Annotated in this window: 26 protein-coding genes and 2 pseudogenes; 11 read left to right on the forward strand and 17 right to left on the reverse strand. The window is 40.8% G+C overall.

The window, feature by feature from the left end:
* Positions 1–11: 11 nt before the first annotated feature.
* The 3 genes and pseudogenes from AC0VYC_RS17505 to AC0VYC_RS17515 all read left to right on the forward strand — a co-directional run.
* Positions 12–1,070 carry a helicase HerA domain-containing protein gene (locus AC0VYC_RS17505; RefSeq protein WP_475388930.1) on the forward strand — a complete coding sequence of 353 codons (1,059 nt, stop codon included), beginning with the start codon at positions 12–14 and terminating at the stop codon, positions 1,068–1,070.
* Between the two features lie 75 nt (positions 1,071–1,145).
* Entirely contained in the window at positions 1,146–1,628 is a 483-nt protein-coding gene (locus AC0VYC_RS17510) for an ATP-binding protein (RefSeq protein WP_475388932.1), read from the forward strand.
* 253 nt (positions 1,629–1,881) lie between these two features.
* Positions 1,882–2,079 (forward strand): annotated as a pseudogene (locus tag AC0VYC_RS17515) (fumarylacetoacetate hydrolase family protein); the annotation flags it as partial.
* Between the two features lie 262 nt (positions 2,080–2,341).
* Here AC0VYC_RS17515 and AC0VYC_RS17520 read toward each other — a convergent pair.
* The 8 genes and pseudogenes from AC0VYC_RS17520 to pta all read right to left on the reverse strand — a co-directional run bounded on the left by AC0VYC_RS17520 (position 2,342) and on the right by pta (position 8,021).
* Positions 2,342–2,737 (reverse strand): SMI1/KNR4 family protein, encoded by a 396-nt coding sequence (locus tag AC0VYC_RS17520; RefSeq protein WP_335350530.1) that lies wholly within the window; start codon positions 2,735–2,737, stop codon positions 2,342–2,344.
* 154 nt (positions 2,738–2,891) lie between these two features.
* Complete coding sequence (locus tag AC0VYC_RS17525) at positions 2,892–3,332, reverse strand: SMI1/KNR4 family protein (RefSeq protein ID WP_335350529.1); 441 nt, start codon at positions 3,330–3,332, stop codon at positions 2,892–2,894.
* Positions 3,332–4,067, reverse strand: a pseudogene (locus AC0VYC_RS17530) (pre-toxin TG domain-containing protein); the annotation flags it as partial. The pseudogene AC0VYC_RS17530 and the gene AC0VYC_RS17525, both read right to left, overlap by 1 nt.
* A 165-nt stretch (positions 4,068–4,232) precedes the next feature.
* Positions 4,233–4,628 carry a CDI toxin immunity protein gene (locus AC0VYC_RS17535; protein ID WP_274660496.1) on the reverse strand — a complete coding sequence of 132 codons (396 nt, stop codon included), beginning with the start codon at positions 4,626–4,628 and terminating at the stop codon, positions 4,233–4,235.
* An 11-nt stretch (positions 4,629–4,639) separates the two neighbouring features.
* Positions 4,640–6,175: a T7SS effector LXG polymorphic toxin gene (locus tag AC0VYC_RS17540; RefSeq protein ID WP_427243542.1), complete on the reverse strand. Its 1,536-nt coding sequence runs from the start codon at positions 6,173–6,175 to the stop codon at positions 4,640–4,642.
* 11 nt (positions 6,176–6,186) lie between these two features.
* Entirely contained in the window at positions 6,187–6,465 is a 279-nt protein-coding gene (locus tag AC0VYC_RS17545) for a YwqI/YxiC family protein (protein ID WP_008343583.1), read from the reverse strand.
* A gap of 4 nt (positions 6,466–6,469) precedes the next feature.
* Positions 6,470–6,868 (reverse strand): YwqH-like family protein, encoded by a 399-nt coding sequence (locus AC0VYC_RS17550; RefSeq protein WP_041507929.1) that lies wholly within the window; start codon positions 6,866–6,868, stop codon positions 6,470–6,472.
* Between the two features lie 181 nt (positions 6,869–7,049).
* Complete coding sequence (gene pta / locus AC0VYC_RS17555) at positions 7,050–8,021, reverse strand: phosphate acetyltransferase (protein ID WP_475388935.1); 972 nt, start codon at positions 8,019–8,021, stop codon at positions 7,050–7,052.
* Positions 8,022–8,260: 239 nt separating this feature from the next.
* On the opposite strand from pta, the gene hemQ reads away from it, so the two are divergent.
* Positions 8,261–9,031: a hydrogen peroxide-dependent heme synthase gene (gene hemQ / locus AC0VYC_RS17560; RefSeq protein ID WP_024719459.1), complete on the forward strand. Its 771-nt coding sequence runs from the start codon at positions 8,261–8,263 to the stop codon at positions 9,029–9,031.
* Positions 9,032–9,098: 67 nt separating this feature from the next.
* Positions 9,099–10,259 (forward strand): MFS transporter, encoded by a 1,161-nt coding sequence (locus AC0VYC_RS17565; protein ID WP_138279124.1) that lies wholly within the window; start codon positions 9,099–9,101, stop codon positions 10,257–10,259.
* Between the two features lie 15 nt (positions 10,260–10,274).
* On the opposite strand, the gene AC0VYC_RS17570 is transcribed toward AC0VYC_RS17565, so the two are convergent.
* On the reverse strand, positions 10,275–10,754 hold the full coding sequence (locus AC0VYC_RS17570) for an Lrp/AsnC family transcriptional regulator (protein WP_008343601.1): 480 nt from the start codon (positions 10,752–10,754) through the stop codon (positions 10,275–10,277).
* Positions 10,755–10,899: 145 nt separating this feature from the next.
* On the opposite strand from AC0VYC_RS17570, the gene AC0VYC_RS17575 reads away from it, so the two are divergent.
* The 6 genes from AC0VYC_RS17575 to AC0VYC_RS17600 all read left to right on the forward strand — a co-directional run bounded on the left by AC0VYC_RS17575 (position 10,900) and on the right by AC0VYC_RS17600 (position 17,002).
* On the forward strand, positions 10,900–12,132 hold the full coding sequence (locus tag AC0VYC_RS17575; protein ID WP_039165208.1) for an MFS transporter: 1,233 nt from the start codon (positions 10,900–10,902) through the stop codon (positions 12,130–12,132).
* 149 nt (positions 12,133–12,281) lie between these two features.
* The gene (locus AC0VYC_RS17580; protein WP_039165206.1) at positions 12,282–12,887 is read left to right on the forward strand and encodes a bacilysin biosynthesis protein BacA; all 606 of its coding nucleotides are present in this window, start codon (positions 12,282–12,284) and stop codon (positions 12,885–12,887) included.
* Position 12,888: 1 nt separating this feature from the next.
* On the forward strand, positions 12,889–13,596 hold the full coding sequence (bacB, locus tag AC0VYC_RS17585) for a 3-((4R)-4-hydroxycyclohexa-1,5-dien-1-yl)-2-oxopropanoate isomerase (RefSeq protein WP_017368257.1): 708 nt from the start codon (positions 12,889–12,891) through the stop codon (positions 13,594–13,596).
* Positions 13,593–14,354 (forward strand): SDR family NAD(P)-dependent oxidoreductase, encoded by a 762-nt coding sequence (locus tag AC0VYC_RS17590; RefSeq protein ID WP_039165203.1) that lies wholly within the window; start codon positions 13,593–13,595, stop codon positions 14,352–14,354. Before bacB ends, AC0VYC_RS17590 begins: the two co-directional genes overlap by 4 nt.
* 15 nt (positions 14,355–14,369) lie before the next feature.
* On the forward strand, positions 14,370–15,791 hold the full coding sequence (locus tag AC0VYC_RS17595; RefSeq protein WP_138279127.1) for an ATP-grasp domain-containing protein: 1,422 nt from the start codon (positions 14,370–14,372) through the stop codon (positions 15,789–15,791).
* 17 nt (positions 15,792–15,808) lie between these two features.
* On the forward strand, positions 15,809–17,002 hold the full coding sequence (locus AC0VYC_RS17600; protein ID WP_475388940.1) for an aminotransferase class I/II-fold pyridoxal phosphate-dependent enzyme: 1,194 nt from the start codon (positions 15,809–15,811) through the stop codon (positions 17,000–17,002).
* 15 nt (positions 17,003–17,017) lie between these two features.
* Here the strand turns inward: AC0VYC_RS17600 and AC0VYC_RS17605 are convergent, their stop codons facing one another.
* The 8 genes from AC0VYC_RS17605 to AC0VYC_RS17640 all read right to left on the reverse strand — a co-directional run bounded on the left by AC0VYC_RS17605 (position 17,018) and on the right by AC0VYC_RS17640 (position 23,792).
* Positions 17,018–17,809 carry an SDR family oxidoreductase gene (locus AC0VYC_RS17605; RefSeq protein ID WP_272914028.1) on the reverse strand — a complete coding sequence of 264 codons (792 nt, stop codon included), beginning with the start codon at positions 17,807–17,809 and terminating at the stop codon, positions 17,018–17,020.
* 92 nt (positions 17,810–17,901) lie between these two features.
* Positions 17,902–18,357 carry a dTDP-4-dehydrorhamnose 3,5-epimerase family protein gene (locus tag AC0VYC_RS17610; RefSeq protein WP_008343612.1) on the reverse strand — a complete coding sequence of 152 codons (456 nt, stop codon included), beginning with the start codon at positions 18,355–18,357 and terminating at the stop codon, positions 17,902–17,904.
* A complete protein-coding gene (rfbD, locus tag AC0VYC_RS17615; RefSeq protein ID WP_475388942.1) occupies positions 18,350–19,204 on the reverse strand; it encodes a dTDP-4-dehydrorhamnose reductase in 855 nt (284 codons plus the stop codon). The genes AC0VYC_RS17610 and rfbD overlap by 8 nt, the downstream gene beginning before the upstream one ends.
* Positions 19,205–19,207: 3 nt before the next feature.
* Positions 19,208–20,173, reverse strand: a complete 966-nt coding sequence (gene rfbB / locus AC0VYC_RS17620; protein ID WP_427243530.1) for a dTDP-glucose 4,6-dehydratase — start codon at positions 20,171–20,173, stop codon at positions 19,208–19,210.
* The gene (locus AC0VYC_RS17625; protein WP_047945793.1) at positions 20,170–20,910 is read right to left on the reverse strand and encodes a sugar phosphate nucleotidyltransferase; all 741 of its coding nucleotides are present in this window, start codon (positions 20,908–20,910) and stop codon (positions 20,170–20,172) included. The genes rfbB and AC0VYC_RS17625 overlap by 4 nt, the downstream gene beginning before the upstream one ends.
* 2 nt (positions 20,911–20,912) lie before the next feature.
* Positions 20,913–21,941, reverse strand: coding sequence for a glycosyltransferase (locus AC0VYC_RS17630; protein ID WP_282900733.1), 1,029 nt, complete (start codon positions 21,939–21,941; stop codon positions 20,913–20,915).
* Complete coding sequence (locus AC0VYC_RS17635) at positions 21,938–22,678, reverse strand: cytidylyltransferase domain-containing protein (RefSeq protein ID WP_039165189.1); 741 nt, start codon at positions 22,676–22,678, stop codon at positions 21,938–21,940. The genes AC0VYC_RS17630 and AC0VYC_RS17635 overlap by 4 nt, the downstream gene beginning before the upstream one ends.
* Entirely contained in the window at positions 22,668–23,792 is a 1,125-nt protein-coding gene (locus AC0VYC_RS17640) for an N-acetylneuraminate synthase family protein (RefSeq protein ID WP_375805845.1), read from the reverse strand. Before AC0VYC_RS17640 ends, AC0VYC_RS17635 begins: the two co-directional genes overlap by 11 nt.
* Between the last annotated feature and the right edge of the window lies 1 nt (position 23,793).

Raw genomic sequence — 23,793 nt, forward strand, 5'->3', positions numbered from 1 at the left:
ATGCAAATAAAATGTTTCAAGGCAAAATATGGCCAGAGAAAAATTATAAAATAGAACAAACAGTGATAGAACGTCTTCTTAAACTAGATTTTCAAATTACTGATCATTTACTGGACTATATAGGAAAAGGTGCAATAATTAGTTTTAGAAATGGAATTACTGCACGTTCCTCTAGTCTAGAAAATGAAGTTTTGTTAATAAACTATTCTTTAGAAGATGGATTCCATGGTATTACCAAGAACCTTAGCGATATACATCAACACTTACACTATGAAGAAACTGATTTCATTAAAGAACGTATGTTATCTTCTCTATACAAAACAGAATATGAATATAAATCTACAAATTCTGTTATTAAAAATATGAAATTAACATGTACAATCAAAAACCCAAATATAGATTTAGCATATAATCAAAAGAATTTATCTCTATATTTAGATGAGGTAGCTGTATCTAAAGAATTCGAAAATAATACCCAATCTGAATTTACACAGGAAAAAGATAGTTTAGAACGTACTAGAATAAAAATCGGGAAAATTGAAAACTCCAATAAAGACGTTTTTTGGGAGTATGGTCACACTCAACTAGCCAATAGACATCTTTTAATATCAGGAAAATCTGGTCAAGGGAAAACTTATTTTATGCAATGCTTATTACTAGAAAAGTCAAAGCAGGAGATATCAAGTATTGTTATTGACTATACAGATGGTTTTTTACCACATCAATTAGAAGATGAGTTTGTTGAAAACTTAGGTTCTAAACTTGTACAACAAATTGTTTACAATAATAAATTACCGATTAATCCTTTCTCCAGAAATATAAGGGATATCGGTGGTATTAAACTGCCAGAATCAGATACAGATATAGCTGAAAGGGTAAAAAGTGTTTTTGCTTCTGTGTATAAGACACTAGGAATTCAGCAATTAAACACTTTATATAATTGTATATTAATAGGAATGCAAAGGTTTGATAACAAAATGAACTTAATGCATCTAAAAGCTTTATTAGAAGAAGAAGGCTCTAGTACTGCTTTAAAAACTCTTTCACAGTTGAGGCCTTTTATTGATTGAGATCCATTCACTACTTCCTCAACAATTAACTGGCAGACTATTATTGATAAAAAAGGAGAGGTTTTCATTCTTCAATTGACAGGTTATCCACGCGATGTTCAGTTAATTATTACTGAATTTATCCTATGGGATTTGTGGAATTTTTCAGTCAGAGAGGGAGATAAACATATACCAATGCCTGTACTATTAGATGAAGCGCAAAATCTAGACCATACAGAAGAGTCACCTTCTGCTAGGATTTTAACTGAAGGTAGAAAGTTCGGTTGGTCTGCTTGGTACGCTACACAATTTTTGAAATCTCAACTTGATGCTAGTGAATTAGCTAGAATGCAAAATGCATCCCAAAAAATATATTTTGCTCCACCCGAGCAAGAGTTATCTACTATTTCTTCTAGTATCGCAAATGAATATTATGATAGAAAATACTGGGAAAATATGCTAGGAAATCTAAAGAAAGGTCAGTGTATAGTACACGGACCACATTTAAAGGAAGATGGATCTTTGTCTCCTACTCAAGCTGTAATAGTGAATATATCTCCTTTAAAAGAAAGAATGTAATCAAATCTCTTGTTTTTGATAAAAGCAGTGGTCTAGGAAGGTTTCTATAAAGATACACTACTTTTATACTTTTAATTACACTTAAGAAGTGACTAGCACAGGTCAGGTCAAACCATTTCACATTATCTTCCCATCTTGAAAGACGCCCCGGCAAAATTTTTGTTCGTAGTGGAAACTATAAAAAGACTCCTGCCAAAGCAGAAGTCCCTGATCTCATTTTAAAGGTTGTCACCATTGGTCTCTATATGATCCAACAAATCTATCAATTGAATGTAAAATTAACGGAGATGGTAGACAATCATGTAATACAAAAAATATGATTTTCAGCTGTGCCACTCTCATTAGCTACATTTCTAAGTATATGACGCTTAAACCAGGCGAAGTTATTTTCTCAGGTACGCTAGAAGGTGTCATCTTGGGATATACACCGGATAAACAGAATTGGCTTTAAGCTGGGGATGAAATGGAAGTAACAATTGGACAAATAGGGCAGTTGAAAAATAAATTAGTTTGATCTGTACAGGTGGCCTAGAAATGTCTAAGGCCACCTTTTAGGTTTGAAAAGTAATAAAAAAGCTATATGCATGAAAAGTCACATAACCGACATCTTCAATATACTAACTCCGATTCAGATCAAAATAGAAGATATCTAATCCCAAGCCCGACATTAGTTGATGAGTTCCAAGACAATACGCTCACTCCCCTGTTGTTGATTACGCTTCAACGATACATCCCTTACTGAACCATGCCAACAAGTCTTCAGCCACCAATTCCGCATGCTGAGGGTCCATCACACCAGCTTCGACGATCCACACTTTTTTCTCCTCTTCTGCCTGCCGCATAAGAAATACTCGCCCGCTGCCATCGTCACCAATGGCTACATAGCCGCTGGCATAATGATGGACTTCCCATGTTTTATTGCGTTCCACTATGTCCTCAGTTCCGTATCGAAGAACATCGCCTCCAACAGAACATCCATTTGTCTGTTTTAGCAATGCTTTATATGTATGGGGCAGCATCATGTTTAGCTGGGATTCTGCCTCTTTGATGTTTATATCAGTTTCTGGTTTGTTGATGATTAAACCTGGAATTTGGATTACATCGATCATTTGAATCCTCCTCGATGAGTGCTATGTTTATAAATTTTTGATTTATCTTTAAATTTTACTTAACAGGTCACTTATATTCCAAATTATGAATTTCCCCTTTTCCAATTCTCATCTATTAGTTGATCAATGCAAAATAACTTTTGAAAGGCTTTTATTAGTCTGCTAGTAAATCTAGATAATATTTATAATCCTCTTGTATTTTGGTTAAAAATTCTTCCAAAGAATTAGCGATTTGTATATCATAATAATATATTGCGCTTCTATCCTTTTCATTCAATTCAATTGACATTAAAGCTGACTCATTTGCTTCAAAAAAGATTAATTTGTTATTCTCAAATTCATCATAGATTTCAATGTCAGGATAAAATTCAAAATCATTAACCCTTAATCGAAAGTCTCTTACAGAATAAGGGTCCATGATGCGATTAGTGTTAAACTCAGACCCATTAATAAAACCGTAACCTACCTCTATATAAAAACGAATTAACTCCTTAGGAAACTTTAAATCAAGTTCCTTTTCAACATCTAAGATTTCTTTTTCAGTTACTAAAAAAAAACTATTTTCTTCGTTTTTCTTAATAATTTCATACCCCATTATTTTTTAACTCCTTTAAATAATGTATTTGCTGGTGAACCTGTCCCATGTATACCTGCTTGATGCTCATTTGGAAATTTTGCAGGATGCATATTCCACCACTCATGCTCTCCTCCAAAAGTATTTTCAATTATATGGTGAGCATCATACTTATCTCCTTTTTTTCTAATTACTTTACCAGTTTTCCCTGAAATAATATTCTCATTATACACTGGCCACTTTTGTCCAGTATTTCTTTCCCACTCTTTGATTACTTTATTTTTCACACTATCAAATTTCGCCCGATGCTTAGCCGTTTCTATAGGTGACATTTTGCTATACTCTTTATTTCTTAATGCTGCTTTCAAATTATCTATTTGGTTTTTAGTAACTCTCTTCCTGTTCGTCCTTCTATATCTCTAACATATTTTTTATTGTATCAGAATCTATCTTACTCCCTGTACTAGTAGTAATCCTCTTTACCGCACTCTTCCCTTGATCTATCTTAAAAACATATTTCCCTACCTTCACTATTTTCGCGATTGGGATAATTGAAGCTGCGGACAGAGCTTGTTCTGTGCTGCTGATGTTTTGGCTGGTTTCAGGGTCTTTGCCGGTGACGGCTCGATAACCGTCATAGATTCCGCTGTATTCTAGGATGATGTTTTCGGTTGTTGAGACAACTTCACCGTCTAATATGCGTTTCGCATTGCCTCGGCTCCGACTTTCTGGGATTTTGTCTACTTTACGATATCTAGTTCACCTCAAATAGATCTAAAAAAGTTATTCAACAGAGTGCATTAAAATCGCTGTAGTGGGGTGGATTGGTTAGTAAAGAAAATATGCTTGTTATCCACAACAGGAACATTAAAAAACCCTCAAAGAGAATCAAATTAATTCATTTTTGAGAGTTCATCAATTCTATTTTAATCCTACTTTCACTTCACCATCATGAAATATTTCAATAACATAACCAGAAGATGGTGAAAAAATCCATGTATCAAAACTGACTGCAGTAACATCATCTATAGCTTCAAAAACTTTATCTAAAGTAGATTGAATAATTGGTAACGTCCCTTCATCCCAAATTACATAAACAACATCATTATACTCATCCATTTTTTGATTTAAAAAGGATTGTATCTCATCAAACGTATTCACTTCAGCATAAGAAGATAAATTCTTCCATTCAATTTGCCCCCAATCAGAAAAAGGAAATGAACTTTCAAAATGGCTTAATATTTTCTCCCTACTATTATCATATAAAACGTGTACATTCTCACCAAGTGCCTCAATACATTCTTCAAATAAACTCATATAAAATCTCCTTATCTATTCAGATGTTTTAATAAAGATTTAAAAGTACCTTCGTTACCTTCAAATGGTATAGCGATTTTCTTTGCATTAGCTCCTTTACCATTACGAAAATCTTCAATATTTATATGTGGTCCCTTATTAGGATCATAATCTAATCTCCATCTTACTTTTCCGTCAGCAGACTGCCTACCAACAACTTTACCATACCCAGCACTCGACTTAAGCGTACCTGTATATGGTTGTGCATTGGGTCCTAGATCTCCAACTAAGTCTACTGTCTTATTTCTGGCTTGTTCATAGGTTTTAACTTTATCTAATATTTGTTCTCCTCTTCCAATACCCTTTGCACTCTTCTCAACCCTCTTAGCTACCTTCTCCCCTTTAATAATCTTAAAAACATATTTCCCCACTTTAACAATGTTAGCGCTTGGAACCATGTACACCCCTGATACCAAACGATCCATACCTGCGACTTTATCACCTGTTATTGGATCTCTTCCTGTAATAACCCGAATCGCGTCGTTTATTCCTGTAAATTCAACTGCTGTATTTAAAATATTTTGGGGTTGATCGCCTGTTTTCACATCAGAAATCGGTTTAACGCTCTCAATCGTTACTTTGTTTTTTTCTGATATCCGTAACCGATACAGCATTCCATCTCTCATGACTTCAACCGTCTTTGCATTTTCGAAGTTAATCTTTTTGTACTCATTTAACTTGTATACTTTTCCATTTAAGGTTACGGTGGTTTGATTAATTTTACTAGACGACATTTCTCGAACCACTGTATCCACATTCGCCTGTTCTTTATCATTCAATTTCTTCAGCATGATCATCATCGGATTGTCTTTCGGGTTGTCTATTTTGTCATTCAATCCGCTGATCGTGCTGCTTATTTTTTCTTCTTTTCCATTTTTGAAAATAGACCCTTTTTGATAGCTAGTGATGTCGATTTTTGGGCCGGTGAACATGGTGCTTAAAGTATTGATGTATTGCTTCATTGTTTGCAATGCACTTGTTGTTTCATTCATAGCACTTGTTTGTTCTCTGTCAAAGGCATGGAGCAGTCCAATGGTTCTGGATGTCTCAAGCCACGCTTTTTGATAGCTCTGTTGAAAAGCAGACTCGTCTACATGAGGCAAGTGAACGATATGACTGACCCTGCCGATCGCCTGGCTCACATTTGAAACCGTGTCAGAAATCGCTCGCTCCGCTTTTTTCAAACCTGAATCAAGTTCGTGTTCAATAAATGCTTGTGATATAAAGCCGTGCTGATTTGATTCAAGGGCATGAAGCGCCTGCTTTGTGTTTTTCAATGCAGCGCTATAATCCTCAATGATGACCTGAAAAAATTGCAGGAAGGGAATATGGCATTCTGTATAAAAGGAGCGGATGGCTTGTCCCGCCTCTCCCTTTAGTGCGCCATCAAGTGAGATGATCTGTTGGATTTGTTTTTCTATGGAGCTAATCTGTTGTGATTGCTGCTTTAATGTATTCAGCGTTTGGTCAATTCCGTTTATTAGCGCAAAAGCATCAAGGGTTTTCATTGCGTTCTCCTTTATTTTCTTTTACTGCTGGAAGCAAGCGCCTTGTCCGTTTCGATCATGGTGTTCACCGCTTGTTCTGTTTGTACAAGTTGTTTCTGAAGAATGTCTATGTAGGATGTACTTAATTCGTTCAGCTGCTGATTGATTTTTTCTAATGTGTCTGCCGTCAGGAGCTGATTTCTTCCTTTGATGGTTGTTGGAAGTGTTGCATTCATTTGAGCGCCTGATTGTTTTGCATGCTGTAATACTCGTTTGACCTGACTGGCATCTATTTTAATTTCTCTGCTCATGTGACTACCCTCTTTTTTCTTCCAGTTGTTTTTGCTTTTCTTTCTCTATTTTTCTTTCAACCGAATGAATTTCATGTTCTAATGAATGGATCTCTGATTTTAAGTCGCTGATTTTCTCATCAATTCGATTCAATAGATTGGTTAGCTGTACACTTTTTATCTCTTGACTGGCGGATGCCATCTCGTCTCGAATGTCATCAAACGTATCTGCGAGATGGCCAAACCATGTATGTGATGTCAGATCTGGATGAGTCATTTTCTTGTTAGCATCTGCCAGAGCAGACTTTGCTTCTTTTATTTCTTTTCGACACATGTTCAGTTCTATGATTTGTTCTTTTTTTATGGATATGTCTGCCTTTAACGAATACAAGGCTGTTGTATAACCGATGATAGCTCCAGACATCGTCAAACACCTCTATTCCTCAAATAGTCCTCCGTTATGTTACCATTTACTAGCACAAGAGGCATATGATTGAAAACGAATTCAATAAAAAATGAATCGTATGTATTGGGTTTTTATACCTAATTCACATAAAAAAAGCTAGCTTCGTTTTGACACGAAGCTAGCTTCTTGGATGATTATATTATAGTGCTTGAGCTGCTGTGATAAGCGCAAGATTGTAAACGTCTTCGGCATTACAGCCTCTTGAAAGATCGTTTACTGGCTGATTTAGACCTTGTAGGATTGGACCTACAGCTTCAAAGTTACCTAAGCGCTGGGCAATTTTGTAGCCAATGTTTCCAGCTTCAAGGCTAGGGAAAACAAATACGCTAGCATCGCCTTTGATGACGGAATCTGGTGCTTTTTTCGCTGCCACTGAAGGAACGAAAGCTGCATCGAATTGGAACTCTCCATCAAGAACAAGCTCAGGTGCTTTTTCTTTTGCAATGCGAACCGCTTCAGATACTTTGTCTGTTTCGTCTGATTTTGCTGAACCTTTTGTAGAGAAGCTAAGCATTGCTACACGTGGTTCGATGTCAAACATTTTTGCTGTATTTGCACTTTCGATCGCAATTTCAGCAATATCTTGGCTGTCTGGTGCAATGTTGATCGCACAATCAGCAAACACATATTGCTCTTCGCCGCGAGCCATAATGAAGACGCCAGAAGTTTTCTTTACGCCTTCTTTTGTTTTAATGATTTGAAGTGCTGGGCGCACTGTATCAGCAGTTGAGTGTGCTGCTCCGCTTACAAGGCCGTCTGCAAGACCTTTATACACAAGCATTGTGCCGAAGTAGTTTTCATCCAGTAATGCTTTTCTCGCTTGCTCTTCTGTCGCTTTGCCTTTACGTCTTTCGACGAAAGCTTGTACAAGATCTTCAAAACCTTCATATGTATGAGGATCATACACATCAACACCATCAAGTGTAAGACCTAATTCTTTTGCTTTTGCTTCTACTTCTTCCTTCTTACCTACAACAATTGGCTGCAATACTTTGCCATCTGCTAGTTTTTGAACGGCTGTTAGAATGCGTTCGTCCATTCCCTCAGGAAAAACGATCTTAACTCCTTTACCTGCAACCTTTTCCTGAACTGTTGAAAAAATATCTGCCACTTCAATACCCTCCTTGATTTTACAAAAAAAGCGTTCTCTTTTAAGCATACTCTTCTTCTACATAAATTCAAACTACCAACTTACATTATAGCGCTTACAATTTAAATTCTTATTTTTCAAACTAATTAAATCAATTTCTAGAAAAGCGTTTTCGTCGTTCAAGTTTTGATCACATCTTCATTTGGACAAACTATGTTATAGTTGGAACAGATGGAAAACTGTAAATAGGAGTGAAAGAAATGAGCGAACAACATACAACAAATGAAGCAGCTCAAACACTAGATGGCTGGTATGCACTGCATGATTTTAGAACGATCGACTGGACAGCTTGGAAGCTGCTGACAAGCGATGAGCGTCAAGCCATCATTCATGAGTTCACAGGTCTATTAGAAAAATGGAAAACAGCCGAGCACAATCAGGCTGGAAGCCAAACAATCTATAGTATTGTCGGCCAAAAAGCAGATATTATGCTCATGATTTTACGTCCGACCATGGAAGAACTGGGTGAAATTGAACTTGAATTTAACAAGACACGACTAGCAGAGTTTACGATTCCAGCTTATTCTTACGTGTCAGTTGTTGAACTCAGCAACTACTTGGCAGGAGGCGGAGATGGCGGAGACCCTTACGAGAACCCGCATGTACGTGCGCGCCTCTATCCAGAGCTTCCTTCTTCTCAATATGTCTGTTTCTATCCAATGGATAAAAGACGTTCTGGCAATGACAACTGGTACATGCTTTCAATGGATGAACGTAAATCCCTTATGAGAAGCCATGGTTTAATTGGCAGAAGCTATGCTGGGAAAGTAAAACAGATCATTACAGGTTCTGTTGGCTTTGATGATTATGAGTGGGGCGTCACTCTTTTCTCTGATGATGTGCTTCAATTTAAAAAATTGGTTTACGAAATGCGATTTGATGAAGTGAGTGCACGTTACGGCGAATTTGGTTCCTTCTTTGTTGGAAACCGATTAGCAAACGAGCAACTAGCGTCTTATTTCCATGTATGATAAACTCTTAAGGCTTCGGATCTCTCCGAAGCCTTTTTATGTATTTGTTTAGAAAGGTGATCTCATCATGAAAAACTTCCCCATCGCTATTTTTGCGTTAACGCTCGGTGCGTTTTCGATTGGCATGACTGAATTTGTGATCATGGGACTTTTGCCAAATGTCGCAAATGATCTTCATGTATCTATTTCTGCTTCAGGTCAGCTGATTACCGGATATGCACTCGGTGTCGCAGTTGGCGGCCCTATTTTAACGTTATCAACTGGAAAAATGTCGAGAAAACGTCTCCTCATTCTATTAATGATTCTTTTCGTAGCAGGAAATGCTGTCGCAGCTGTATCGTCTTCTTATGGTCTCTTGATGGCTGCACGTATTTTAACGTCATTTGCCCATGGTACCTTCTTTGGTGTCGGCGCCATTATGGCTGCACGGCTTGTTCCTAAGGAGCGAAGCGCAAGTGCGATCAGCTTCATGTTTACAGGACTGACAGTAGCCAATGTACTGGGTGTGCCATTTGGCACCTTTATCGGAAATCAATTCGGCTGGCGCATGTCATTTCTCGTTATTGCTGTCATTGGTCTCATTTCCTTAATCGGTATTATCAGTTTAGTACCCAATCAATCAAAAGAAGAAGTATTAGATATTCGAAATGAAATATCGGTGTTGAAAAAGCCGCAGGTCCTCGTCTCCTTTGCGATGACGATATTCGGTTTTGCGGGTGTGTTTACCGCCTTTACGTATATCAGCCCGATCCTGCTGCAAGTGACTGGCTTTCAGGAAAACGGGGTCACCCTCATTCTTGTCCTCTTTGGGCTTGGGGTCACCATTGGGAATTTAGTCGGTGGAAAACTTGCAGACTGGAAGCTGATGCCGAGTATTATCGTCACATTGATCTTGCTGATGGCTGTTCTGTTGTTATTCACATATACATCTGTCTTTAAAGTGCCTGCCGTGCTGACGATTTTTGTTTGGGGAATTATTTCATTTATTCTCGTTCCTACCTTGCAATACCGCACGATGAACATGGCACATGAAGCCCCGACACTCGCATCAACGCTCAGTCATTCTGCCTTTAATATTGGAAATGCAGGCGGTGCAGCGCTTGGCGGTCTTGCTATCGAAATCACACATTTACAGCTTGTCCCGCTCTTTGCGGCAAGTGTAACATTCATTGGATTGATCATTACAATCATGAGCTATCAGTCAGATAAACGAATCAAAAGGACCTGAGGGCAGGTCCTTTTTCTATTTCACCACGGTCATTTCTGGCTCTTCTATTTGTTTCACACGTTCCTGAATGGGATGGGTAAAGGAATGCTCTGATAAGACAATATGAGAGACCGTTTTTGTAAAGCCAGACACATCTTGAATAAACGCTTCAATTTCTTCAAGAGAAGAAACAGACAGCTTAATGAAAAAACAGGACTGTCCTGCCACTCGATAAGCAAAGAACGCACGTGGATGCTGGTTCATAAATGTCACAAAACGCTGATACTCCCCATTTAATACGGTGACTTCCAGTAAACAGTCTATCATCAGACCCAACTTTTTATAATTGACTTGAACAGAATACCCTTCGATAATCCCTGCATCCTCCAGTTTTCGCACTCTTTCTGCTACCGCAGGCGCCGATAAATTCACTCGTTTGGACAATTCCCTCATTGATAAGCGGGCATCTTCTCTCAATTCGTTTAAAATATGCACATCCACATCGGTGATTTTCATTCGTTACGCTCCTATCCCAAAATCGTTCCATTTGAAAAGTATTTTATGATGATACTTATGATACGAAATGTAAAATAAAACTAAATAATGGTAGAATTTATTTTAACGGAATTGAATGAAAAAGCAAGTATGGAGGGATCACTTGATGAAAGAATCTTTAGACAGCCAGGCTTCTAAAACATTTCCCATCACACTTGCCATTGCACTCACACTTGGCGTTTTTGCGGCGGGATCGGAGGAACTGGTGATTTCACCACTGCTGCCTGATTTATCAAACTCCTTTCAGCACTCTCTTGATGTTCTCGCTCTTTCCATCAGCATTTATGGGTTAGCTGTGCTGGTTGGTGCTCCGCTGCTCGTTCCTTTAGGGGACCGATATTCAAGAGAGCTGTGTTTGATGATTGGGCTGTCTTTCTTTTTGATTGGAACAGTGATGTGTGCTGCTGCCCCAAATTTGGCCGTGTTTTTTGCAGGCCGTGCTATTTCTGGGCTGGCAACTGGTGTATTTGTGCCAACAGCCTATGCTCTTGTGGGCGACCGGGTTCCATACGAATATCGCGGCAAAGTGATGGGACTCATTGTATCGAGCTGGTCTCTTTCTCTTGTCCTTGGTGTGCCCATTGGCGCCTTTATCGGCCAGAGTTTAAACTGGCGCTGGACGTTTTGGATCTTCGCTATGATGAGTCTCATTGTCCTGCTGCTCGTCATCCTTGAATCAAGAAAACAAGTCAGAGCAGCTGATCCGAAGGCACCTCAAGCTAGTGAGAAAACAGGCGCTTTATGGGGGGCTTTGAAAATTGATCGTGTGCCTGCCTATTTGACTGTGACGTTTTGCAATATGCTTGGATTTTACGGCATGTACTCGTTTTTAGGTGCTTATTTGCAAAGTCTGTTTGATGGCGGACAATCAACAGCTGGACTTCTTATTATGGCTTATGGCGTCGGCTTTTCTATGAGTATGTTTACTGGAAAATTAGCAGACTGGTTCGGTAAAACCCGTTCCCTTGTCTTTGTGCTGGGTGGAATTGCGCTTGTTCTAGCCTTGCTTCCTTATGCGCCATTCTCGTGGATGTTGCTGATTTTCGCCCTATTTATTTGGGGTGCTATGCAAAGCTTATCTGTCACGCTTCTAAGCACCGTTCTAAGCGACTGCTCTCAAACCCATCGCGGGAAAGTGATGGCTTTTTACAGCCTGGCCTCCAACCTTGCTGTTATGCTCGGTTCCGCACTGATGGGACCCGTTTATGTCCATTTCGGATATCATACGGTAGGTCTTGTCTGTGCATTGATCACACTTGTTGGTTTCATCATCAGCTTCGGCAGCTATAAACGAGAACGTGCCTTACAGAAAAAACAGCCAACTACTCTTGAAACGTAAGCACATTTCACTGCACATCTCGATATGTGCAGTTTTTTAGATCAATTTTTAATATCGTCATATATTACATTTTTTATAAATTTTGTTGACAATTGCCAATTTTAAATTTTATAATCTAGTAAAAATTTGAAAAAGATTGGATGGTAAACATGATCCTAAAGAATGATGATGTGTTTCATTTCAAAGAAGAGCCAAGCCCTTCACCTAAGATGTTTACAGTCAACACACTAGGCCCTAAGGGGACAAGCAGTGAATACGCAGCAAAACATTTCATCTCTCAATCCACCACTACACTCGGCACTCATACGAAACTATCCCTTTATGACACATTCGAAACTTGCATTGAACATACTCTCTCTCAACCACTTCAATTTACTCTCGTTCCACACGCATATGAAGGCATCAAACACTTCTACATGAGACCAGATCTACAGCTTTTACAAATTTTCAGATGTGACACGCCCATGTATGGTTTGGCTGTCAGACCTGATTTCCCATTCAATGAACAAATGCTCCACCAATTAAAAATTGTCTCACATCCTGCACCTGTCAATTTAATTCAATATTTCATTCACCAAAATGCTGAATTTGAACTTGTTAATTCTACAAGTACTGCCGCGCAGAAAGTAAGAGACGGCGAATTTGATTTTGCTTTAACGAATGAGGTGGCAAGAGCCACATATGGCCTCATCTTCATTCGAACGTTTAAAAGTATACCCATGAGCTGGTCCATATTCGGAAAAGGAGAGATGTAAGATGCAAACTGAACAAAAGACGCAAGAACGATATTTTCCTCAAGCGAAAAAATTAGAATGGGATAATGGCGTTATCCAATATTCCACTGTAAGAGGCGGTACGGAAGTGTTAATTTCATACGTCCCTCCCCGCACGATCATTGAACCTCACGAACATCCCGAAGCACAAATCGGCATTGTATTAAAAGGTGAGCTTCAAATGACTGTCGGCCAATCGACTCAACTGCTCACCCCATTAGAATCAGCCTATATCGCACCACCGTTTGTCCCTCACGGCGCTTCAAATCTGACAGATGAAGAAGTGATCGCCATTGATATTAAGAGATTAAAGGATGACGAAGAATATACAGCTCCCCCCACTTATTTCTTAGACATTTTCAAAACACGGGATTTACTCCCTGGCATGGAAGTGACTTTTTTTGTGGAGGATTGGATGGAGCTGATGATTGCCAATATCCCTGGAAACGGTGGAGAAATGCCTTTTCATAAACATAGAAATGAACAAATCGGCATTTGCATCAGCGGAGGGTATGATATGACGATCGAAGGCTTTACAGAAAAGATGGAATTTGGCACCACCTATTTCTGTGATCCAAGGGAAGATCATGGGGCCATCAATCCAAAGCCAGAAGCATCAAAGTCTATTAATCTCTTCTTCCCTCCTCGCTATAATCGCTTAAAACCAAAGGCATCTAAGGTGAAGAAATGAAGCTGGATCGAAAAGTTGTCCTCATTACAGGAGGTGCGTCGGGGATTGGGCTTGCTGCTGTCAAGCTCTTCCTCGAGCATGGAGCAAAAGTAGCTGTCGCTGACATCAATGAAAGCAGCGGCAACCAACTAATTGAATCATTACCGCATGAGCACCTTGCATTTTTTAAAACAGATATTACGAAAGAGTCTGACTGTCACCAAACCGTTCAGAGCGTGCTGAGCCGATTCGGTGCCATTGATGTCCTCATTAACAATGCAGGCATCGAAATTGTCTCACCTATTCATGAGATGGCACTGGAGGATTGGCATCGTATTCTTCAGGTCAATCTGACCGGCGTCTTTCTCATGAGTAAGCATACTTTGCCGCATATGCTTGAAAAGAAAAGTGGAAGTATTATCAATACCGGATCTGTCGGAGGTCTTGTGGGCTGGCCTGACATTCCGGCATACAATGCAACAAAAGGCGGTGTCATTCAGCTCACCAAATCAATGGCCATTGACTATGCCGCTCATCAAATCAGGGTGAATTGTATTGCCCCTGGCATCATTGATACACCATTAAACGAGAAGTCCTTTTTAGACAACCACACAGAAAGTCTCGAGATCGTCAAAAAGGAAAAAGCAAAGGTGAATCCTATGCTGCGTCTTGGAAAACCTGAAGAAATTGCTGGCGTGATGCTCTTTCTCGCCTCTGATCTATCCAGCTATATGACTGGAAGTGTCGTCACAGCAGACGGAGGTTACACCGCTAGATAAAAAGGAGTGCTTTCATTGAGTAAAAAAACTGTACTTGTCATTGCTGATCTAGGTGGGTGCCCGCCCCATATGTTTTATGAAAGCGTGGCGGCATCGTATCATATCGTTTCTTATATCCCGAGACCCTTTGCAATTACAAAGGGACATGCCGAGCTAATCGAAAAATACTCCATTGCGGTCATCAAAGACCGTGATTATTTTGATACACACTCTTCTTTTGAACACCCTGATTCTATTTACTGGGCACATGATGATTATCCAAAATCAGAAGAAGAAGTTGTGGAAGACTTCATTCGAGTGGCTTCCTTTTTCAAAGCAGATGCAATCACCACCAATAATGAATTATTCATTGCACCGATGGCAAAGGCCGCTGAACGTCTTGGGCTGCGAGGTGCTGGTGTCAAGGCAGCCGAAATGGCGCGTGATAAAAGCCAAATGAGGGCTGCATTCAACGCCTCTGGCGTCAAAGCGGTGAAAACTCAGCCTGTCACGACTTTATCTGATTTCCAAAAAGCCATTGAGTCTATCGGAACACCGCTCATTTTAAAGCCTACATATTTAGCCAGTTCTATTGGCGTCACCTTGTTTCATGACAAGGCTGGAAGTGATGATCTGTTTTTACAAGTACAATCGTATTTGGAAACCATACCAGTCCCAGACGCTGTCACGTATGAAGCACCGTTTGTTGCTGAAACGTATTTAGAGGGTGCTTACGAAGATTGGTATGAAGATGAAGGATATGCTGATTATGTCAGTGTAGAAGGGCTGGTCGTAGAGGGCGAATATCTCCCTTTTGTCATACATGATAAAACCCCTCAAATCGGTTTTACAGAAACGGCTCATATCACTCCGACGATCTTAGACAATGAAGCAAAGCAAATCATCATTGAAGCAGCAAGAAAGGCAAATGAAGGACTAGGTCTTGAACATTGTGCAACCCATACAGAAATCAAACTCATGAAAAATCGAGAAACTGGATTGATCGAATCAGCGGCTCGATTCGCTGGCTGGAATATGATCCCGAATATTAAAAAGGTCTTTGGCGTCGATATGGCCAAGCTATTGATTGATGTATTAGTTGATGGTAAAAAGGCTGTACTGCCAAAACAGCTGCTTTCTGGACATACATTTTATGTAGCGGACTGCCACCTGTACCCTCAGCATTTTAAAGAGAGTGGGCTTATCCCACCTGAAGCCACACATATCACCATTGATCATGTGTCTATTCCAGAGGAGGCATTCGTTGGAGATACTGCAATTGTCAATCAATCATTCCCTACCAAAGGGACTATGGTGAATCTTGCCTTATTTGAAGCTTTTAATGGAATCGTATCTCTTGAATTAAAAGGATCATCCTCACAAGACGTTGCCGCGTCCATCCGCAACATTCAGAAACAGGCAACGATTCAGTTAATGGATGAATTAGTGAAGGGATAGAAAGAGAGGCTGCTGTGGTGAAAATGTTAGCATCTAAAATGATTGAACGGCTGCCTGAACAGAAATTCGGCACCGTCTTTGAAAAAATTGCTCAAAAGACAAAAAACGGAGCAAACATCATGAATCTAGGTCAGGGAAACCCTGATCTACCAACTCCTGCCCATATCGTGAGTGCCCTACAGGAGTCAGCGGGTGTTTTGCCATTTCAACAATATGCCCCTTTTAGAGGCTTTGACTTTTTCAAACAAGCCATTGCAGATTTTTATAGATCGGAATTCGGTGCTGAGATTGATCCGCAGAAGGAAATTGCTCTTTTCACTGGTGGAAAAACGGGACTGTATGTCATGAGTCAGTGTCTGCTTGATCCAGGAGATATTGCACTCGTTCCCGATCCAGGATACCCTGAATATCATTCAGGCATTTTGATGGCGGACGCCAAGCCATACAGTATCAAACTTGAAGAGAAAAATGGTTATTTACCAGATCTCTCCTCAATTGATCGTGATGTAGTCAAAAAAGCAAAAGTACTGTTCTTGAATTACCCGAATAACCCCACGGGTGCTGTCGCAAATGAGGCATTCTTTGAAGAGGCTGCTACCTTTGCGGCCGCTCACGAACTGTATGTTATTCATGATTTCGCCTATGGTTCATTTCATTACGAACAAACACCCGTGAGCTTCATGAATACTCCTCTCGGGAAAAGTGTAGGCGTCGAATTATATTCTCTATCAAAGACTTTTAATATGGCAGGATGGAGAGTCGCTTTTGCTGTTGGAAATGAGGAGATCATTCATGCCATCAACACCTTCCAAGACCACGTGTTTGTCAGTATGTATGGCGGATTTCAACATGCAGCGACTGCTGCCTTGCAAAGTGATGACTGTCATATTCAATCATTAAGGGCGGTATACCTTGAACGAATCAATTTCTTCATCCGGCAAGCGGCGAGAAAGCTTGGCTGGACAATCAAACGTCCACCCGGCGCCTTTTATTTATGGGCTCCGATTCCTGATGACTTTGAACATTCTCATGCCTTTGCTGACTATTTACTCGAACATGCCGATGTTGTCGTCACGCCTGGAGGAGTATTTGGAGCCAATGGAAGCCGTCATGTACGCATTTCCATGGTTGCTCCGATTGAAGAGCTTGCTCTCTTTATCGACCGTCTGTCCATCCTCCCCATTCGATTTCATCAAAAAACCCGCCTATAGCGGGTTTTTTTCATTTTATATACTTTTCATCGTTCCACCGTCTACGGAGATTTGTTGGCCTGTGATATAAGAAGCTTCCTCTGATGCCATAAAAGCTGCCAATGACGCCATCTCACTCGCTGAGCCTACTCTTTGCATTGGGATACCTGATGCGACAGCTTGTACAGCCTGCTCTCGTGACACTCCCTGCTTCGTCATCATATTGCCGATAAATTGTTCATACCGATCGGTTGCAATAAAACCAGGATTTAAACAATTCACCGTAATACTAGACGACGCAAGCTGTGTGGCTGCATTTTTACTGGCATTAATAATCGCTGCATTCATCATACTATTCGTAAACATTTGTTCACCAGGTTCCTTCCACAGGTTCCCGACAATTTGAATGATCCGTCCATATTCATGTCTTTTCATCAATGCTACTGCACGCTTCATTGTATCTACGTAGGCGATGGCTTTTTGGGAGAAAGCAGCCAGCATCTGGTCAGTTTCACATGAATCAAATGTATCTGGTTTTCCTCCTGGAATATTATTGATCAGCACATCGAGTCTGCCAAACTCCTTTTCTATTTCTTCAAAGGCTTCCGACCTCACCGCTTCAAGCGACATATCTCCACAGAATAGAGACAGCGGTTCCTTTGTTTCTGTCATATCTTGAATGTGCTGTTTCGTCTGTTCAAGTGAGGCCATATTTCTAGAGTTGATGATCACCTTCATATCGCTCTGGGCGGCAAGTTTTATTGCGATTGCCTTTCCAATGCCTGTACTTGCCCCTGTTACAAATGCAATTCTTTTAGACAAACTCATCCACATCCCTTTTCATCAATATACATAAAATGACACATACAGAATGTATTTCAACAAAAAAAGACCTTTCTCCTGCGAAAGGCCTCTCTTCTCTATTTAAATGTCGTTTCCCAATTAAATCCGATCGCCTCATCATTCCACGCAATTCTCTTCTCATCTGGGTTTTTTGGGTCGTACGATTCTGTTGTAAAATACACAATCTGCAGCGGCGTCTCCCCTAATACGCGGTAGCCATGGGCAACTCCCTTTGGGATGAGGAGCAGCATCGGATTATCTTCTCCCATATAATACACATCGGTTTGACCCTTTGTCGGGGAATCTTCTCTCAAATCGTATAAAACGACCTGTGCATGACCTGCTGGGAAAAACCAAACATCGTCTTGTTTTTCATGATAATGAAAGGCTTTGATCACTCCTGGGAAACTTTTCGACCACGACGCCTGCCCAAATCGCTTCAGCATCGGTTCGTCATCTCGAATAAGCTCTGCGAAAAAGCCGCGATCATCACAATGTTTCATGAGTTTTTTCGTTTGTACACCATCAATCATGCTGCTCGAATCTCCCTTCTTTCTGCAAGTATTCGTGAAGTGCATCCTTCCAATGTCTTGGCTTCCAACCTGTCGCTTCAATCGCTTGCAGGTCTAAAACAGAGTAGGCGGGCCGAGGTGTTTGGAAACCATACTCTTCAGTGGAAATGGGCTCAATTGTCGTAGACAGACCGCTTGCTGCCACAATTTCTGCCGCAAAGTCAAACCATGAACAGCTTGCTCGGTTACTGACATGATAAATACCTGCTTTCTGGTCAAACAAGTGAATCAAAGCTTCTGCGGCATCCTTTGTATAAGTAGGAGACCCTAACTGATCATTGACGATGCGCAAATGATCCTTCGTTTCAGCCATACGAAGAATGGTATTCACAAAGTTATGTCCCTCATGTCCATAAAGCCACGATGTCCGAATGATCTTCACTTCATCTGACACAAGATGAATCAATTCTTCTCCAAGTTTTTTACTCTTTCCATAAATGGTTTGCGGATCTGCTTGTGCATCAACTTGGTAAGGGGTATCCGCTTGCCCATCAAACACATAATCTGTGCTGACATGTAATACATCAGCCCCTACGTTTTTAGCTTCAAGCGCTGTATAGTAGGCGCCAATCCCATTCACAAGATAGGCTTTTTCCGTTTCTGTTTCGCATTGACCCACAGACGTATAAGCAGCCGCACTGACAACAATATCCGGACGGAAATGTCTCATTGCATGTCTGACTGCCTGCTGATCTGTGATATTCAGCATACTCCTTGTTAAAGCAATGACTGTGATGTCTTTTTCTTTCAGCTGTTTCGTCAATTCTTTCCCTAATTGGCCGCCTGCACCGGTGATTAAAACTTTCATCGGTCACCCTTCTTCACTTTGATCATATTTGGCACGATACCAATCGATCGTTTTTTCGATACCTTTTTCGAATGAAGTTGCCTGCACCCAGCCAAGCTCTTCTTTTAGCTTACTGGCATCAATGGCATACCGCCTGTCATGCCCTTTCCGGTCTTGAATAAACGCGATTTGGTCATGAGAGATGCCTAGATGTGTGAGAATGGTTTTGGTTAAATCAAGATTTGTTTTCTCGTTGCCACCGCCAATATTGTACACCTGACCGGCTGTTCCGTTTTCTACTACTTGTTTTACGGCTCTCGCATGATCCTCTACATACAGCCAATCGCGGATCTGCTGGCCGTCTCCGTATATCGGAATCTTTTCACCATTGACCGCTTTTCTAATAATGGTCGGGATTAATTTTTCTTCATGCTGATAAGGTCCGTAGTTGTTGCTGCATCTTGTGATCATGGCGGGTAGTTGGTGGGTGTGGATATAAGATTTCACAAGCAGGTCTGAACTTGCCTTGCTTGCTGAATAAGGATTATTCGGTGAGAGTGGTGTTTGTTCTGTGAAAGCAGGATCATCCGGCTCCAAATCTCCATATACTTCATCTGTGGAAATATGAATAAGTTTTTTCGCCTTTCCCTTTAAGACAGCGTCAAGCATACGATAGGTACCAAGGACATTTGTTTGAATAAAGGGTTCTGCTGACTCAATACTGCGATCGACATGTGATTCTGCTGCGAAATGAATGATGGCATCATAGGCTTCATCAAATACTTGATCCAGTTCGTCTTGCAGCGTGATATCTCCTTGGACAAAACGGAAATGAGGTAGATTTGATAAATATTCCATCTCCTCTGGATGACTGGCATATGTTAATTTATCAAATACGGTAAGCCGGACATCGGATTCTTGAAGCAGCAGCTTCACAAAATTCAGTCCAATAAACCCTGCTCCACCTGTAATTAAATAAGACTTCGTCATTCGTATCCCTCTTTTTCCTTCATCGTTTCAAACATTTTTATAGATGCTTCGTGGAGAGATTCATGTGTTCCTGCATCAATCCACCACCCTTTTAACATATCATAGGTCAGCTGGCTATTTGAGATGTAGAGATTGTTCACATCAGTAATCTCTAGTTCACCTCGATCTGACGGCGAGATTTCCTCGATATATTGAAAGACGTCTTGATCATAAAAATAGATGCCCGTGACGCAGTAAGATGACCTTGGGTGCTCTGGCTTTTCTTCTATTGATAAAATTCGATGATGAGCAGGATCAATTTCTGCAATGCCAAACCGTTTTGGATCTGCCACCTCTTTCAATAAAACCTTGGCTCCGCTTTCTTGTTGCCTAAAGGCGTCAACAAAAGGGCGTAATGAATCTTCAAATACATTATCACCAAGCATCAGCACAAATTTTTCCCCTTGAGCAAAGGGCTTTGCATAGGATAAACCATCGGAAATACCAGACGCTTCTGGCTGTACTTGATACACAATGTTCATCCCAAGTGCACGATCATCTTCCAGTAACTTTTGAAACAACGGAATTTGTTCTTCCTGTGAAATCAGCATCACATCTACAATTCCTGCTTCTTTCAGTTTGAATAATGACCAATAAATCATCGGGTATGGACCAACCGGCAGCAAGTGTTTGTTAAAAATCTTCGTTAATGGTGCCAGCCGTGATCCTTTTCCTCCTGCTAAAATAACTCCCTTCACATCTACACATCCTTATGTTCTTTTTGGTGTGAATTCATGAGGTGTATAAGAATGTTTTTCACTCGTTCGATTCCTTTTCCATCAATGAGTGAACGTCCATTAAGATGAATGCTTCTGCGGAGAAAATAGCTGTCAGACAGTTTTTGAACAGCTTGCAACAGGTCTTTTTCTTCCACAAGGTCACCTAATCCAAGGTGAAAACAAGCGCCCTTTTGCGCAAACATGCTCGCTGTCACTGCTTGGTGGTCTACTTGCGATAGGACAATGCTGGGCACCCCGATACAAATTACCTCATATAACGTCATACCGCCTGCTACGATAGCCACATCAGCTTCTGATAAAAGAACCGGTAGTTGATCTGTATGTTGAATGAATTGGATATGTTCCGCCTCTACTTGCTCTTTGATGTGAGAGGCTTTTCCTGCGACCGCTAAAATGTCAAGGTGATTTGTTTGAAGAAGCGCCGATACAGCCTTTGATAACAGGCCGCACGGATCACTGCCGCCAAGGCTGATGACCACCTTTTTACATTCTTTCCGAACCTCATATGTGTCTTTGAATCGTTTAAACTCGTGATCTAACAATAAATAGGGCGTTCCATGATAATAAACCGTGCCATTAACCTGCTCGTGCTTCCCGTCCAGACCGCCATAAATGCCGTTTATGACCGTGTCTGCAAGCTGACAGGCTTCCTCTCTTTTTTCCTCAAATAAGACCAGCCTCGCACTGCCACAGGAATCTTTGATCGTTTGAAGAAACTGAAGATCACAATCAAGGACATCTATGACTAAAAGGTCAGGCTTTAGCTTTTTGATGTCTTGTTGGATTTGAAGAAGCGCATTCGACTCATGCACCATGTGAACGTGCCACTCTGGGTGCGAAAGCATTTCTACACAAATCTGATCATTTGTATAGAAATATAAGTCGTTCCCTTCCTGAAGCAGTTCTTTTGCCAAACGTTTCATTCTGACGACATGACCCATTCCTCTTAAAAAACCCCCATAAACAACAATCATGATTTTTTTGTTCATTCAGCATCCTTCTGTCTCACAGATTGATTCAAACGAACAATGTCTGGATGTTGTTCACAGATGGAAATGAGCTCAGCTGTCGGCACAGCAATAGAACCACCAGCTTTCTCTAATAAACAGGTAGCAAACACATAATCTTCTTCTGTATCAATCGTGAATCGATAAGCAGGATATGCAAGTTCTTTGGGCGGTGTGAATAATTGAAGGTGAAATTGCTCGGGATGCTTTCTGATATACAGCGTGACATGCTCACGTTCTGAATAAGTGAGGGGAAATTTGTCGATTTCACATAAAATAGATGCCTCAATCATTTCCCCGGAAATACCGAGTGGTGTTCCGTTCGTATATGTGTAATCAGCCTTTTCCTGTCTATGTTTTTCAAGCATTTTCGACAAAAGCGAAGGATCTATAAATGGATTGTCTCCCGTTAAACGTACAACCGTTTTAGGTTCAAATTGGCGGACAATCTGCGCAAACCGCTCAAGCACATCTGCCTCACTGCCTCGAAACACCTTATAACCCTTTGACATACAGTATTGAGCCAAATAGTCATCCTCTGGTTCGACCGTTGTGGCAATCATAAGGTTTTGCATTTTGTGATGGTAATCATCTGATTGCTTCACCCGCTCCACAATCAAATCAATCAGCGCCATGCCGCCGATCGGTTTCATCACTTTTTTGGGCAGTCTTGTTGACCCCATCCTAGCCTGAATGACAAAAAGTACATCATGCATCATCTCGAGACTCCTGCATGAGTACGTCTTTCCACGAAACACCTGTATGAGCTGGGATGTCTCTCACAGCCTTTGTGCCAAGTAAAATCGGCATATATCGCGGATGCAACCCCTGATTTTTTTGTCCAGGGCGCAGCACAGCTACATTTTCTGACGTGAGGGTCTCTCCCTTTGCAATGCCTTTGGTCGTAAAAATTCCTCGATACGCAAATTCTCGAATCTGCCCTTCAATGGCTGTTGTCGTTTTATAAGAACTGCCAAGAAGCTCCTCTGGTAATGAATGAACGTCTATTTCCGCTTGATTCCGCTGCTTTTCTGCTGCTCGAATGTGCTGAACCATTTCCTTTAATTCTTCAGGATTAAGAGCAAATGAATGATCCGCTCCGGGTAATGTTTTATCTATTGTAAAATGTTTTTCAATCATTGCTGCCCCGAGCTTCACAGCGGCTACTGGCGCTTCCGTCGGGTGTTCACTATGATCTGAAAAGCCAATGACTGCTTCAGGGAAAGCGGACCTTAAGGTTTGAATCACCCGCAGGTTCGTATATGCTCTAGGCGCTGGATACTTTGCCACACAATGCATGATGGCGACTTGCTTATTTTGCTGGCTCGTAATCGTTTCGTATGCTTCATGAACATCAGCAATGGTGGCCCCAGCTGTTGAAAAAATGATCGGCTTGTGAAAAGAAGCCGTATGACGCAAAAGAGGCAAATGGTTGATTTCATAGGATGCCAGTTTAAAAGCAGGTGGATTCGTTTGATTCAATAAATCAGCCGATTCTTCATCACACACGGTGCTTAAAAACATCAATCCTTTTTCCTTACAACGCCTCAATAAGACAGGCAGCCATTCCGGCGGCAGCTCCATTTGTTCCACTAAAGAAAAAATAGACACTTCTTCTCCTTTGGCCGTTTCGTATAACCCCGGTTCCTTTTGATACATCCGATCCGCTTGAAACATTTGAAACTTCACCGCATCAGCCCCTGCTTCTTTTGCCACATCAATTAAAACAAGTGCCTGATCCAGCTTTCCATCATGGTTAATGCCTGCCTCTGCAATGATAAAGACAGGCGCATCATCTCCCACTTTGCGATCTCCGATATAGAAATGCGCCATC

It is taken from the genome of Bacillus sp. iso_77, assembly GCF_056173625.1.